Raw genomic sequence first — 15436 nt, forward strand, 5'->3', positions numbered from 1 at the left:
CCGTGCGGCAGGTGCATTGAGCCTATTTTCCAGCCGGATTATGAAGTCCATGATACACTGCACCCAGCAAACGGTGGGTTGGATCACAGCCGTACTCCCAGAACATGATCCCGGCCAGACCTTGCTGCTTTACGTAATCACATTTGCATTGGATCGATTCTTCATCATCATATGATATGAGGCTGGACCCATTAAACAGAAACGGTGCACAGGCTTCTTCATCCCAATAACGGGTGTAACCATTCTTGTTGATGTACTTCGCTTCCAGTTCGGCAAATGACGGACCGTAACCGCCTGTACTGCCAGCCATTTGATGGAGCCCATGGTTTCGGTCCGGAACCTCAGTCCAGATCCGGGAATAGAACGCGGAGCCGATCACAATCTTCTCCTTTGGGACGCCAGCGCGAACAAACAGGTTTACGGAAGCATCCGTACTCATTCGAAACAAATCTCCGGTTGGGGTGTACAGATTCGTATGATGTCCGGTTAGAATCTGAAAACCGCCGCGCATATCATAGGTCATCAACTGGATGTAGTCCAGATATTGTTGCACCTCCGCCATCTCTGTACCGTCTAAATAGTATTGATCAGCCCCTGCCGCAATGGTGAGCAGATAATGACGACCATCCTCTGCGCCCTTGGCATTCAGTGTCTCCCGGATCGTTTTGAGTAGTAAGGTGAAATTCCGTTTATCATCAGGGCTGGATGTAATACCGGCTTCACCGTAACAAGGATACTCCCAATCCAGATCGATCCCGTCAAAAGGATATTCCTCCAGCACCCCAACCGCCGATGCAGCCATGCTGTCTCTCCCCGCTTGGGTTGAGGCGGCTTCGGAAAAACCGCCAGCGCTCCATCCGCCTACAGACAGCAGCACCGTAAGATTCGGGTGCTCCCGCTTCATGTTCTGGATCACATGGCCATTTTTTAAATGCTCGGTGGTGATCGTATCATTCTTAACATGTCCGAAGGCTACGTTCAGATGGGTTAACTTCGATAGATCCTCGTGTGTCATGTCAGGAAGAACAGAATCCACGGCATAACCAGCAGCAATATAATTCGTCAACCTCTTCACTCCGATCCTTTCGATGTTTGTGTTATCGCAGCAGCGATCTGCAGGGCTTCCTTCCCTGTACCGATCTTGTACCCGGAAGCCGAATAACGAATTTGATACTGAGTATCCAGCACGAACAGATGTGGATAGCCCGCTTCATAAGCAGCAGGCTTCGTGATGAAGCCGGACAAGGAAACATAACTGGAATCTCGTACAATGACCGTGCTTGTAGGGAGCTTTGGATAACCAACTGGGTCAAAAGAAGCGTTCCATTCCGTGTCTCCAATTATGAGCACGATGGGTATGCCCAACTTATCCAGCGGTTCTGCCAGCTCGCACAGTTCACGAATCAGATGTTTGGTCGGTTCCCGCTCCGGTTCGATCCAGGCCGCAATGGCGCCTTTCGATCCCAGCAGTTCCTCCAGCTCCACCTCTGAACCATTCAGATGAGTCAGTATACTTCCTGGTGCAAATTTACCCAGTGCAGGAATATCAACCTCAGTCTCACGATAAGACAATACAACATCAGTTGTATCTCCTGCGTTCACGGTAAAGTAAACGAATCGTACGTGTACCGTTCCATCTTTCAGACGAATGCCTGTTGTCAAGCGATAAGCGCCTGGTTCAACCTCATATGGCTCGCTATAAACATCCGTACTGCCATAAGGATAGATTAGCGTCTTATAGACACCATCTTTCAGACGGGCCAACGAGAAGTTCTCGAAATAGGATGCTGCAGGTGTTTCCTGCGTAGCTTTTGGATCTCTATGAAGTTGGAGCTTGCCCCAGCTTGCACTTACCTGAGTTCCAGGTGAAGCGAGACCAAACACCACATCTTCCCATCCTCTGTTGCTTAGATACTGTGGTTTCTGCGCGCTCGGATGTAATCGGGCCGGGATACCCAAACTGCGACATACAGCCACAAACAAAATATCCAGCGACTGAGCGTCCCCCTTCATTAGACTAAACGTTCCAATCGGATTGCCTTTGCCTTTTAGATTAGGAAGGTCTTCATAGTATTCATATTGCTGTTCCAGCATTCGGGCAAGTGTCGAAGGATTCTCCCTGAACGCTGCCGCCTCATCTGCCGAAAAGGCATTCTGGAATACACCTCGATAAGGGACCAGCATCTCATAGGAAATCCGCGGACACAGAATGTATCTCACGAACGTCTCTTCCGACCAAGATCCTTGCTGCGAGAGCGCACCAATCAGATGATCGCGCAGCGTCTGGCGAAAAGAATCAATTAAATCTTTTTCATTCATCGACTCCAGCAGGCGAAGCGGCCACTCACCGTATGAATTGGAGCACTCCTCTAGGAAAGCTGCAATTTCACGGCTGTTCCCCCGTGCCTTTTGGAGAATTTCCCACACTCGCACCGAGGGTAGTTCAATCCCTTTAGCTAGCGAGACAGCTTCCTCCTCACGCAGGAAAGTGTCCTCGTACCCGCTACGGATCTGCGCTCCCTCCTCCAGACGACGGTTATGTTCCTGAATCTTCTCTTCAGGTAACGCAGCGACGACCTCTCCTTCCCCTTCAGGCGGAGGGACCATATCAAAGTCCACACTCCCCGATGGTTGCTCCGATGAGTCTAACACCAGTTCGACAACTTTGTTTTCCTGAGCCTTGCATAGGATCTCACTCCACTTGCCACCGCTGACCGCACGAATCAAAAGGTCCCCACAACCTGTCTTAAAAGTCACTTTCCCTTGTGCGTCTGTCCTTATTTCGGCAATGGGATAGAATTCAGCCGTATTGTACAGCTCGAAGCGGACGCTCGCGCCAGGTAAAGGCTCTCCTTGCTCGTTTTTCACCTTTACATTAATGTTGCGCGTTGGCGCGTAGTTCTCAAGCAAATTAATCTCGGTAAATCCTTTTTCGGAGAGCGTAATATCCTCTGGTCCGGGATAGTCGGCATAAATCCTTGTGTTAATCAGCATGGCCCTGCGGGCTGGCGGGCTGAACCACCCTTGGTTCAGACGGGCTTCCGGCTCGCATGCCCCGATGTAATACCATTGGCCATCTGCCCAGGCTTCTACCCAGGCATGATTACTGTCACAATGAGCCCAGCGCGGCGTGTAGACCTGACGGGCAGGTATACCAATGCTGCGAAGAGCGGCCACCGCCAGCGTGGATTCTTCGCCGCATCGACCACGAGCATTCCGGATCATCGTCAGCGGTGATATCGTACGCAGATCACTGCCTATATAAGTCGCTTTTTCATGACACCAGTAATTGGTCTCCAGAATGGCATCTGCCATGGATAACTTCGCTGTCCGCTCGGCTAATTCGTCATAGATCATGCCGCGGAAATCTTCAATATTTTCTGTATTTATCCGATAAGGCAGCACAAAATGAAGGAACAGATGATCCGGAACGCGATCGCCCCAAGGTACACGTTTACGGGTATCCAAAGCCTGGCGCACATGGCTCAAGAACAAGTCCCCGTTATAATCAGCCATGTCGTTTACCGGCATATAGGCATAAACAACCTTTAAGGCCCATGTCTCTTCTTGTGTTAGCTCCTGCTGAAAAATATGAAACAACTCCGATTTGCGGGCCTCTGCAAAACGTACCTTCTCCTGGAACTTCTGCTCGATCCGCTCCAATGACTGTGCATCAAGGGAAAATACCAAGGTTTGGCTGGTCATAGCGTTCTCACTCCTTCCACAGCTTTCCGTCCTCCCGAATACAGATTAAGGCGTTGCCATCCGAAGAAGGCGCAGTAATCTGGAACAGGCTGCGAGTTGTTTCAATAACAGGCTTACAGCTCAACCATTCCTCACCCATAAGCAACTTCATATCTTGGGTAAATTCACCATGCTTTTCATAATAATTACGTTCACGGTAATAAAGCTTGCGAAGTTCCCATTTGATTCGTTCATCTTCCGGTAACTCAAACGACTGATCCGTTCCGTCATCCGAGAATACAACATAACCCCATAACTCTGGGTAATGCATGTTGATGATGCCCATAGGTGACCACACCCAGTTGTCCTCGGGATAAGGTTTACCCGTCTCTGGATTCAATACCTTGCGGTACTCATCGTCTTGCACTTCCGTCCGCCACTCCACGCGCGAGAAGTTGACTCGCCAGAATTCACCCGACGCAGGTGGACGGTTTCCCTCGGCGCATTCCTTTAGACTGGTCCAGGGAATCGCAACTTCCACGCTCCATTTCCGGTTATCAGCCCCAGGTCTGTTCAGTTCCCCATCGATATATACAGCCGTCTTGAGACCACTGATATCCCAACCGTTAACCGGAGGCCCACCATCCCGATATGGCTTCACTAATAACAGATCCCATACCGTATTAAGCGCATTGATCTCGAACTCATAATATTGATGGGAATCCCCGTCGGGATCGATAAAAATCTCAAAGTCATTGTCATAAAAAATAACGGAATCACGCTCAGTCAAGGTAGCCCAGATCTGATCTTCAATCAGCTCGGCAGCAAAGTAGAAATAGTCGTCATCCCACAGCATTTTTACCCGCGTCTGTTTCCCGGGCTTCGGACGAAGATCACCTTCGATATCAACGAAATCATCCGTCCAAGGGGCTGCATCCCAAAACGCCTTATCCACACGGCCGTCTAACACCAGCGGCTCCTGCGCTCGCTTGCATATATAATGTTTGGGAGCATACTCAATCCTGGGTTCTGGCACTCCACTTCGGTTCATATCACTCTCTCCAATTCATAAAGGAGGGCATGTATCTATCGGCACATGCCCTCCCTGTAATGGTTAGTTATGGGTGACAACGGCTCCAGCGCCGCCGTACATTTCCAGCTCTTCATCGAATTCAAGCTTAAGAACGGTCACCTGTTCATGTGTATCCTCCGGGGTCATCTTAATCCACGTTGTTCCTGGGATATTGAACCAAGGCACGCCTCCATGAATCTCATGATTAAGCTCTTTGCCCGAATGCAGCACGGTAATTTTCTTGATCTGATTACAGAGACCTTTGATGCACACATTCTCTTTTGGATCGTCATATACAAACAGATACAGCGTCTTTCGATCCTCGGATACCGTGCTTCCCCCTAGATAATAGCGGGACATAATGCCTTCACCTGTTCCGAAGACGGCCTCTTCATGGGTTCGAATCCATGCTCCCAGCCCAAGCAGAATATCCTCCTGCCTCTGATCGATGGTGCCATCTTCACGCGGACCGATATCCAGCAACATATTACCGCCCATGGATATACAATCACAGAACATCCGAATGATCTGATTCAAGGATTTATATTTATGATCGGTTGGCACATAACCCCAAGATGTGTTGATCGTGGTGCAGAACTCCCAGGGTCCCTCCGGTCTTGTAATCGGAATGCCCTGCTCAGGCGTTTGGTAATCCCCATAACCTTGAAGGCGGGAGTTGATGATGATATCCGGGTTAAAAGATTGCAGGTATTGTTTGAACTCCGGCAGATTCCACTGCTGGGCACTCCGTTCCCAATCTCCATCAAACCATAACAGATCGACCTTTCCGTAATTGGTTAAAATCTCTCCCAGTTGATGGTTATTAAATTGCAGGAACTTCTGCCACTTCTCCTGATCTTGAACGCCGTCCACAGGACTTGAATACCGATTGACACTGCTGAGATCCTCCGGTACTTTTCCACCTTCATATACACTATGATAATCCGGGTGTGACCAGTCAATGAGCGAGAAATACATGCCCAGATGGATGCCCTTCTCCCGAATCGCTTCCGCATATTCCCTCACAATGTCCCGATTCGCTGGTGTCTGTTTGACCACATTGAGATCACTATATTGCGTATCCCATAACGCAACGCCATCATGATGCTTTGTTGTTAATACGGCATACCGGGCACCAGACTTCTCAATCAAGTTCGCCCACTTCTCTGCGTTGAATTCCGATGCTGTAAAACCATCCAACTGCTTCATATATTCTTCATATGATATCCTGCCATTATAGAAGGACCAGGATTCCGCTACCCCGTCCACCGCATAGATGCCATAGTGGATGAATATCCCCAGTTTGGCTTCTTCAAACCATTTCTGCATAACGACACACCCCCCCTCCGAGAATTCTTATATGCGCAAAATGAGTGAAGCTAACTGTTGTCTTTCTGGATGGGATGACATCGATAGACTTTTTTATTGCCCGGAATTCCAGCGATCATAAGCCCCTTGATATAGTTCGATGATACGGTCACTGCCCATTTTCTTCATCTGTGCAATGTACTTATCCCAGTTCTCAAGTGGTTCCTGACCTGTCACAAACTTGGCTTCCATTTGCTTAACATACGTATCCAGGTCAGACAATAGAGCGGTGGCTTCGCTTTGCTCTTCATTTGTCAAATAAACGTTAGGAAATGGTGCTTTTCCGATAGGTACCAACTTCTCTTGATTCTGCTGGTCAATCCACTCATCAAAATCGGTGCGAAGACCCTTCGCTACTTCCGGATCATTAATGCCCGGTGTCAAGATACCAAAGTTTGGCGTGATCTTCCCGCGGTATTCTTCACGATCCCCGCCGCCAGGAACGGGCAGCCACTCTTTTACGTGATTTTCCTTGTCTTTGAATTGCCATAACACACCTTCGGGACCTTGATTAAACAGAGTCGCACCTTCATAGCTGTACAAGTAATCGATCCATCGCATCGTCGCCTCGGGTGACGGGTTGCTGCTCGTAATCGCAAAGGTACCGCGAGCCGACATACCTGGGTGCTTGCCGTATACCGGAGAGTCTGCCACCTCACTCTTCACCGGTGTCATCAGCGGATGATCCGTGCTGGGCTCACCGCCGAGTGTGAAGTATGGATGGTAATCGTTGAACAGTGCAAGTCTGTTGCTTACACCTTTTGCTTTTTTCTGATCGCCCGTCTGAGAGAAGGTCTCATGATCCAGCAGGTCTTCCTTCCACAAGCGATTCATGAATGTAAGATAACCTTTGTAACCTTCTTCTTGATAAGGATAATGAACCTTTCCATCTTTATCAGAATAGATGCCTTCGTTGTACATTCCCCAGAAGCCGAAGAAAAACATGCGAAGATCATCCAGTTTTACGGAAGTAAGCGGAATTTCATCTTGCTGGCCATTGCCATTAGGATCTTCTTCTTTTACACGCTTGAGATAGGTATACAATTCTTCCGTGGTCTTGGGCTCTTCTACCTTAAGTGCCTTTAGGAATTCACCGTTGTACCACATCGGGCCTCTATACCATACAGCCGCTTTATCGATGAATGGGAGTGCATACATATGTCCATCTGGTGTTGTAAATGATTTGCGGACATCCGGGTTCTCATCGAGAATCTTTTTGATATTCGGTGCGTAACCTTCGTCAATGTATTTTTCCAACGGGATCAGGATACCCTGGCTGCCATATGTCACCTGCTCGGCTGGCTTGAGGTCCGCAGCATAGAACATATCCGGCAAGTCTCCGCTGGCAAATACCAGATTTTTTTTCGTTTCAAAGCTGTCGATCGGTGAGAGCTGGTACTCCAGCTTGATGCCCGACAGTTTCTCCATTTCTTGCAGCACAGGCATCGTGCTCCAGTCGGCTACGCCCGCATCCTGGGACATGACCTTCAACGTTAGCGTTTTGTCTACAATGGGAAAGCCTTCTTTTTTGACTCCCTCAACTTTGGAAGTCGCGCTTCCGTCTTCATTGGTTGAACCACAAGCTGCAAGCAATGTTGCGAATAAGGTGAGACAAAGTGTAATGGATGAAGCCTTGCGAAGCTTTTTCATGACAACAACTCCCCTTGTTTAATGTGGTATATGGATTAAGATCATCCCTTAACGGAACCGATCATAACACCCTGTACAAAGTAACGCTGAAGGAATGGATATACCGCAATGACTGGTAAGGTAGCAACAATAATGACAGCATATTTGACCAGTGCAGCGATCTCCGCTTTGGTATTCATCGCCGTTGCTGAAGACGTATCGATCGCGCCTCCCCCCTGTGCCGCCATTTCCTGAAGCACCAGAATCTGGCGCAGAAAGAGCTGCAGCGGGTACTTGGATGAGTCATTCAGATAGATCATGGCACTAAAATAGCTGTTCCAGTGTCCGACTCCATAGAAGAGTGCCATCACTGCAATGATTGGCATCGAAAGCGGGAGCACAATCTTGATGAACAACCGTGTGTTGGTACACCCATCAATATGCGCAGCTTCCTGCAGCTCCTTGGGAATGGTCGATTGGAAGAACGTACGGCATACGATAATATTCCAGATGGATGCAGCGCCAGGCAGAATAAGTGCCCACATGCTGTTCACCATACCAAGATCCTTAACCAGCAGGTAACTTGGGACAAGCCCTCCGCCGAAGAACATCGTTACCATAAACATCGCCATGAAGAATCCACGTCCCACAAAGTCCGAGCGGCTGAGCGCATAGGCTGCCGGTAGGGTGACCATCAGATTAACGATAGTACCTACAACGGTATAGATGATCGTATTTTTGTAGCCAATCCAGATGTTGGTGTTCTCAAACACCCGGGCATAACCTTCGAACGTAATCCCTTTGGGAAGCAGCCACATCTCACCGGAGCTTACATATTTGGGATCACTGATTGAAGCACTGATGATGTATAACAGCGGGTACAACACGATGACGAGCGCTACCGTAAGATAGATGTAATTGCATAATAAAAACAACTTATCACTTCTGCTTTCTTTCACAGCGGTTGACATGTGTATTCCCTCCTTTTACCACAGGCTGTTTTCACTGGTGCGGCGTGCAATCTGATTCACGGTAATGAGCAGAATCGCATTAACTACGGAGTTGAACAAACCTACCGCTGTAGAGAAACTGTACTGCGCATCAACCAGACCGGACCGATAGACGAAGGTGGAGATGACATCGGACGAGCCCATGTTCAGCGGATTTTGCAGCAGCAGGATTTTCTCGAATCCAACGCCCAAAATACTGCCCATATTCAGAATTAACAAGATCGTGATCGTAGGAATGATGGCTGGTATGTTAATATGTAAAATCCGTTTAAACCGGCTCGCACCATCCACCACAGCCGCTTCATGCAGTTGCGGGTCCACACCAGACAGGGCAGCAAGGTATATGATGGTGCCCCAGCCTGCACTTTGCCAGACGCCCGAGAGTACGTACACTGTTTTGAACCACCCAGGGTCCGTCAGGAATTGAGGGGCCTGAAATCCAAAGGCCTCCACCAAATTGACAATCATGCCTGACGAGGGAGACAAAAAGGTAATGATCATGCCGGACATCACAACGACCGATATAAAATGCGGTGCATACGTGACGGTTTGCACGGTACGTTTAAAAAAGGAATCCTTCACTTCATTGAATGCTAACGCCAGAATGATTGGCAGCGGAAAACCGATGGCCAACTCATACAAGCTGATGCTAAGAGTATTCCATAGTAAATCCCAGAAATAATAAGAATTGAAGAAACGGATGAAATGATCGAATCCGACCCATGGGCTTCCCGTGACACCAAGCGTTGGGATGAAGTTTTTGAATGCAATTTGTATGCCGTACATCGGACCATAATGGAAGATCAGAAAGTATAAAAAGGCTGGTGCGATAAACAGATACAACTCCCAGTTGCGAATCATTCTTCTCCATAATTTATTTTTCTTACTGCTCGGATTTGTGTATACCGATAGGTTTTGCGACAAGGTGTGCTTCCCATCTGGTTGCATCAGTTGTTTCCTCCTTTTTGGTAACGCTTACATACCGAGTTTATGGTTCATTTTCGAATCCGTAAATATGCCATTTCAACCTTTCCATTTAAAATCACCGAATAACCTGTTACAACGGGGGTTTACACTTTGGTTGCCAGCTTGCCATTGTCATTTTAGGGAAGTAAAACATGTAGAATTTGACCCAGTATCCTCCTGTAGTTGTCATTGAGCGTTTCACCTCATGAAACTGAAAGATGTCGTATCTGAACTTAACTTAAAAAACAGACCTTAAAGTCAAAACCCACATATACTTTTCGGACACGATGTTCATGTCTGCAAGCATCATACTGAATTCTAAGGTTTATAGGACTTAAGGTTTTACCGATGTGAAATAATGTAATATTATCTATCACATATCTATCGCATATTACAAGTCCGTAAATGGCTTGCCTTTATTCTATATTTCTCCTCCCTCTTTCGTATATATGTTGTTTTTATCTTTGCCTTCAGATGCATAAATGCTTATAAACACTGCAATTATGAAGACACATGTGTAGATTTTGCACAAGATGTGGAATCTGATATCCATAGATATGTGGGAAAAGAGCATTAAAAAAAGCCGATTCAGTAACACGAATTGGCTTGATATCCTAAGCAGGTATCCATTTCATTTCATTTATATGTCACATTTAATATCTCTGAATGTAATATAAGTGATCATATGAAAGTTTATGTACCGTTTCAAAACAAATAAAAAGCCCCTCTCCATATAGTATGGAGAGGGGCTTTGAGGATACACATCCGTTTTATCCATGTTTAGTTATAGGGTTTGCAACGAATTTATTTGCCAGAAGGTTGAGCTTCTGCCGTATATCCTGTTGGGATATCCGTTTCTGCGGTCACATTCGTGATGACCATCGGATACATCATATCCGGATCGGGTTGAATAATGGAATAGAGCACGATCGCGCGTCCATCCTTCTCCAGTTTCACATCATCAATCTTCAATCCATAACCAGGGTGTGGCATTTCAGCAGTGAGTTTAACTTTGGTTGTTTTATCATCAACCTTCGTTGTTGTCACTTCAGGTACAATCGCTTGTTGGCCTTCACCTGGATTGGTTGGAGCTGGCTCTGCTGAGCCGCCATTGCCGTGTTTATCCACAAATTCGAGTGCATTGAAGATCATGCTTGCAGCCTCCATACGGGTAAGCGACTGATCTGGACGGAAATTCCCGTCCTTATCCAGTTCAATGATGTTCATGTTCAGCAGGTTCTGGACTGCAGATATGGCGTCCTTACCGATTTTATTTTCGTCCTTAACAAGATTATACTTCATGATGACCGGATAATTCCCGGTTGTGTTAATGCCTTCATGAAGCAAAATAACAAATTGCTCCCGTGTCATCTTGCCCTGCGGGTTCACTTCCACCGGAATGGACAGTCCATTCTGAGTAGCGGCCTGCACCGCATCGGCATACCACGTATCCGGACTGATTTTATTCTGAGCGGATGCTTCCGCAAATTCATTTTTCAGACCAAATGCGTTCACAATCAGTTGAACACCCTGTGGCTCGGACAATGCGAGATCTGGACGGAACAGATCCGCTGTTACTCCGCTAACAATGCCTTTTGATTTCAATGAATCCACAACCGACTTCTGACCTTCATCCTTCACATCTGAGAAAGCCAATACCGATGCACCTCCTGCTGTCAAAGAAACGCAGAGTGCAAGTGTTGCAGCCAATCCTTTTTTATGTTTCATTTCCTGGCACCTCCATATAATTAGTAAAGCCTATTTTTTACCTCTTCATTCCTACAGACGGCATACCCTCGGAAAATGTTTCAGTAATTTCGACATCTGGTGAATACAACACGGGAACACTGCATAGAGTTCCTTTCCGACGCCGATAATCCGATCGCCTGCTTTTTGCTAAGTGGCTCCGTTGACATCCATTCGGATTAGCGCAAAAATAAGGATAGAGAAATCCATCGGATGACGGATAAACAGCGAACTGGATCGCATACAGTAAGAGGGCACGACGCGCTAATCACAGGTGTCGGCCCTTTTCTTGACTCCACCCGCTGAACTGACTTCACCTATAACAAAAGGAGAACAACGCTTATGTCCAAGAAAGGATTACTTCGCGGTTATGTTGTGTCCAACTGGCCTGTCTATCTGGTTGCTGTTCTTCTGATTATTGCCTCCAATGTCGGGCAAGCATCCTTGCCCCGCATACTCGGCAGTTTCACGGATCAGTTGATACAGAACACGCTTCAGATGCAGACGGTCGTAAGGTACAGCCTGTCTCTTTTGGCTATTGCTATCGGGTACAATCTGCTGTTCGGTACAGGGCAATTCATGATCATGAAGCTTGGTCGACGCTTCGAATTCATGACGCGTGAGCGTATATTCAGTAAGTTTTCCGAACTTAGCGAACATTATTTCTCCAAACAGGGGAACGGAAAACTACTCAGTTATGTCATGAATGATGTTACTTCCGTACGTGAAGCGATTTCCAACGGCGTGACGCTCATGACCAATGCCACCTTCCTGTTGTTGTCCTGCATTGTCATGATGCTGCTTAGCGGGATTCCGTTGACACTCATTCTAATCAGTGTTGTACCTTTGCTGGCGATTCCATTTCTGGTCGTATTTTTCGGTCCGCGGATTCGCAAACGCTCTCGCGACGTACAGGAAGCTCTTGCAACCATGACGGAATCCGCAGAAGAGCAGCTGGGTGGCATTCGCGTAACCAAGACGTTTGCCATCGAAGACAGTGCTCGTGCACGCTTTGGAACTACCGTCGATGCAATCAAGAGCAGACAGCTTCGGCTCGTTCGTCTGTCTTCCTTGTTTCAAGCCTTGCTCCCGCTGCTGGGAGCCATCTCATTAGTTGTTTCTCTGCTTGTCGGAGGTATCATGACCATGCAGAATTCCATCACACTCGGGAGTTTTGTCGCCTTAACCTTATATCTGCGTATTATCATGGGTCCGCTTCAACAGATCGGAAATGTCATTAATACCGTTCAGCGTTCTGGCGCATCACTGGAGCGGGTGAATGACCTGCTCAGCGAAGTAGCCGATGTGCGCGAACTTCCTGAAGCCACAGCGATCCAAACCGTACAAGACATCACCATGGAGAATCTAACCTTCTCCTATCCTGGCAGTTCATCCCCTGCCCTCAAAAACATTCAACTTAATATCCGTGCCGGGCGAACGGTCGGTATTGTAGGCAAAACCGGGTCAGGTAAAAGTACCCTCGTTAAGCTATTGCTGCGTACATATGAACCACCTGAAGGAACGATTCGTATCAATGGTACCGATATTCGGCAGCTGTCGCTGGAAAGTCTGAGATCGCGCATCGCCTATGTCCCTCAGGATGGATTCCTGTTTAGTACCACCATTCGGGATAACATCGCTTTCAGTGACCGGGAAGTATCGCTGGATACAGTGGAACATAGTGCACGGCAAGCCATGATCTATGACAATATTGTCCGTTTTCCTGATCGCTTTGATACACTGCTCGGCGAACGTGGACTCACTCTGTCTGGTGGACAACGTCAGCGAACCAGCCTTGCAAGAGGACTGATCAAGCAAGCTCAGTTACTTATTCTGGATGACAGCATGAGCGCAGTTGATGCCGTCACAGAGAGTGGTATTCTGCGCAGTCTGCGCGAGATCGGCAAGGGCAAGACCACATTGATCATCTCTCATCGTATCAGCGCGGTGCGTCACGCGGACGATATTATCGTTCTGGATGACGGGCGAGTCGCCGAGCAGGGAACACATGCTCAGTTGATGGCTGCCAAGGGATTATATGCGGCCACCTACCGTTTGCAGGAGGAGGGACTACATCATGTCTAACGCTAACACTGAACTTCGCCAAGATGCAGAAGACGATCAGAGTAAACGAACTTCGTTCAAAGCGATGATGGCATACGCCAAACCGCATAAATGGGCTTTTGTCGGTATCTTCCTCTGCTCACTGCTTGGCATATCGGCAGATCTGCTGCAACCCTATCTGGTGAAGATCGCCATCGATGATCATCTGGCCATCGGCCAGACCAGTGTAGGCTTTCTCGTTCAGCTCGCAGCCATCTTTCTCGGGCTGGCTGTCATCAGTTTTATTTTTACCTACATTCAGAATAATCTGTTGCAGCATGTGGGACAGAACATTGTATCCCGGATCCGAAAGGACCTGTTCAAACATATCTCCAAGATGTCCATGTCCTTCTTTGACCGTTTTCATATCGGCAGTCTGGTGACAAACGTGTCCAGTGATACGGAAACCATCAGCAGCTTTTTCACTCAGGTACTACTCAGTCTGATTCGGGATGGCATGATGCTGGTGCTCATTATCGTTTTTATGTTCCAGCTTGACCCTGTACTGGCGAGTTATTCTCTGATCGTGCTGCCGGTCATCGCCGTTGTTGCGGTATTATTCCGTAGTCGACTGCGCAAAGCTTATCAGAATGCCCGTACGCGTCTTTCCCGTTTGATCGCATTTACGGCGGAAAACTTGTCCGGCATGTTCCTCATTCAAGCATTTCACCAGGAGGAAGAACAGAAAAAACGTTTCTCAGAACAAAATGAGCTCCATCTGAAAGCTAACATTGCTCAAGCCCGCTCCAATGTTATATTCAACCGGACGTTTGATATCCTTGGCAATGCGGCACTGGTCATGATGGTCTGGCTTGGAGGTCGCGCCGTACTGGGCGAATCCCTGCAAGTCGGTGTATTGTATGCGTTTATCAGTTATATTCGTCAGTTCTTTCAACCGATTAACCAGATCACGATGCAGTGGAATACATTCCAGTCCACCACCGTATCCATGGATCGCATCTGGAATATTCTGAATACACGGCCTGAAGTTGCCGATCCCCATCCCGGGATAGCCTCCTCGCTGGAACCTCGGAACGTGATGGGCCAGATCGATTTTAATAATGTGTCGTTTGGTTATCGGGCAGATCGGCCCCTGATCCAGCAGATGAACCTGCACCTCTATCCGGGTGAAATGGTAGGTATTGTAGGCACAACAGGCGCTGGCAAAAGCACACTGATCTCCCTGCTCAATCGCTTCTATGATGTAGACAAAGGCAGTATTGAGATTGATGGTACCGATATCCGGCATCTGCCGCAGGCCAAGCTTCATCGGATCGTGGGTCTGATTCAACAGGAACCCTTCCTGTTCTCCGGTTCCATCATTGATAATGTGAGAATGTTTCGTGAGGATATTACGCGAGAGCAGGCCATTGAAGCCTGCCGGTTTGTCGGAGCACATGCCATGATTTCACGTTTGCCACAAGGGTATGATACACATCTGTCGGAACGCGGAAGCGGACTGTCCGCCGGGGAGCGGCAGTTGATCTCGTTTGCCCGGATCGTGGTATTCCAACCCCGTGTGCTCATCCTGGATGAGGCAACCGCCAATCTGGACTCACACACGGAACAACTTGTGCAGCAGGCGCTGGAATCGGTATCCCAGGGACGCACCACCATTGTTATTGCCCATCGCCTGTCCACGGTGATGCATGCCGATCGAATTCTGGTGATGGAGAATGGCGAGATTGTGGAGGAAGGCCCGCACATGGAACTAATCGCAGCCAAAGGCGTATATGCCGATCTGTACACCCATGCGCGTGATGCAGGTAAAAATCCAGCGATATCAGGGTAATGGACCTGAATTAAGTTCGTGTTAAACTATAGATCGGGCTTATGAACTCATCTGAGTCTGTGTTAT

10 protein-coding genes are annotated in these 15436 nt (G+C 48.0%); 2 read left to right on the top strand and 8 right to left on the bottom strand.

Annotated features, from left to right (window positions below):
- Positions 1 to 22 precede the first annotated feature (22 nt).
- The 8 genes from ACE3K2_RS05135 to ACE3K2_RS05170 all read right to left on the bottom strand — a co-directional run bounded on the left by ACE3K2_RS05135 (position 23) and on the right by ACE3K2_RS05170 (position 11457).
- Positions 23 to 1066, bottom strand: coding sequence for a glycoside hydrolase family 18 protein (locus tag ACE3K2_RS05135; RefSeq protein ID WP_421887504.1), 1044 nt, complete (start codon positions 1064 to 1066; stop codon positions 23 to 25).
- 5 nt (positions 1067 to 1071) lie between these two features.
- A complete protein-coding gene (locus ACE3K2_RS05140) occupies positions 1072 to 3705 on the bottom strand; it encodes a transglutaminase domain-containing protein (protein WP_421887507.1) in 2634 nt (877 codons plus the stop codon).
- Positions 3706 to 3712: 7 nt separating this feature from the next.
- Positions 3713 to 4735 (bottom strand): carbohydrate-binding family 9-like protein, encoded by a 1023-nt coding sequence (locus ACE3K2_RS05145; protein WP_421887510.1) that lies wholly within the window; start codon positions 4733 to 4735, stop codon positions 3713 to 3715.
- Positions 4736 to 4798: 63 nt separating this feature from the next.
- Entirely contained in the window at positions 4799 to 6085 is a 1287-nt protein-coding gene (locus tag ACE3K2_RS05150; RefSeq protein ID WP_421887513.1) for an alpha-L-fucosidase, read from the bottom strand.
- A gap of 93 nt (positions 6086 to 6178) precedes the next feature.
- Entirely contained in the window at positions 6179 to 7774 is a 1596-nt protein-coding gene (locus tag ACE3K2_RS05155) for an extracellular solute-binding protein (protein ID WP_421887516.1), read from the bottom strand.
- Positions 7775 to 7815: 41 nt separating this feature from the next.
- Positions 7816 to 8724, bottom strand: coding sequence for a carbohydrate ABC transporter permease (locus tag ACE3K2_RS05160; protein WP_421887519.1), 909 nt, complete (start codon positions 8722 to 8724; stop codon positions 7816 to 7818).
- 15 nt (positions 8725 to 8739) lie between these two features.
- Positions 8740 to 9711 carry an ABC transporter permease gene (locus tag ACE3K2_RS05165; protein WP_421887523.1) on the bottom strand — a complete coding sequence of 324 codons (972 nt, stop codon included), beginning with the start codon at positions 9709 to 9711 and terminating at the stop codon, positions 8740 to 8742.
- Positions 9712 to 10533: 822 nt separating this feature from the next.
- Positions 10534 to 11457 carry an S-layer homology domain-containing protein gene (locus tag ACE3K2_RS05170; RefSeq protein ID WP_421887526.1) on the bottom strand — a complete coding sequence of 308 codons (924 nt, stop codon included), beginning with the start codon at positions 11455 to 11457 and terminating at the stop codon, positions 10534 to 10536.
- Between the two features lie 360 nt (positions 11458 to 11817).
- Between ACE3K2_RS05170 and ACE3K2_RS05175 the strand changes: the two genes are divergently transcribed.
- On the top strand, positions 11818 to 13560 hold the full coding sequence (locus ACE3K2_RS05175; RefSeq protein WP_421887529.1) for an ABC transporter ATP-binding protein: 1743 nt from the start codon (positions 11818 to 11820) through the stop codon (positions 13558 to 13560).
- Positions 13553 to 15370, top strand: a complete 1818-nt coding sequence (locus ACE3K2_RS05180) for an ABC transporter ATP-binding protein (protein ID WP_421887532.1) — start codon at positions 13553 to 13555, stop codon at positions 15368 to 15370. Before ACE3K2_RS05175 ends, ACE3K2_RS05180 begins: the two co-directional genes overlap by 8 nt.
- Positions 15371 to 15436: the final 66 nt, after the last annotated feature.

The sequence above is a fragment of the Paenibacillus sp. genome, from assembly GCF_048976745.1.
GTDB lineage: Bacteria > Bacillota > Bacilli > Paenibacillales > Paenibacillaceae > Paenibacillus.